Genomic DNA, 302 nt, shown 5'->3' on the forward strand with positions numbered 1-302 from the left:
CAAGGTCGGCGTGCGCATGCTGGTGATCGACGAATTGCACAACGTCCTGGCCGGCAACAGCGTCAACCGCCGGGAATTCCTCAACCTGCTGCGTTTCCTCGGCAACGAGCTGCGCATCCCGCTGGTCGGGGTCGGCACACGCGATGCCTACTTGGCGATCCGCTCGGACGACCAGTTGGAAAACCGCTTCGAGCCGATGATGCTGCCGGTGTGGGAGGCCAACGACGATTGCTGCTCACTGCTGGCCAGCTTCGCGGCTTCGCTCCCGCTGCGGCGACCCTCGTCGATTGCCACGCTGGATA

The 302-nt window shown here is 64.2% G+C and carries 1 protein-coding gene; it reads left to right on the plus strand.

The genetic code is table 11. The features are described 5' to 3' along the window. Positions 1 to 16: 16 nt before the first annotated feature. Positions 17 to 302, plus strand: a 286-nt coding sequence (locus tag ACR6JA_RS22915; RefSeq protein WP_494599786.1) for a TniB family NTP-binding protein, incomplete at its 3' end; no start/stop codon positions are given.

It is taken from the genome of Cedecea sp. B1(4) (assembly GCF_059414925.1).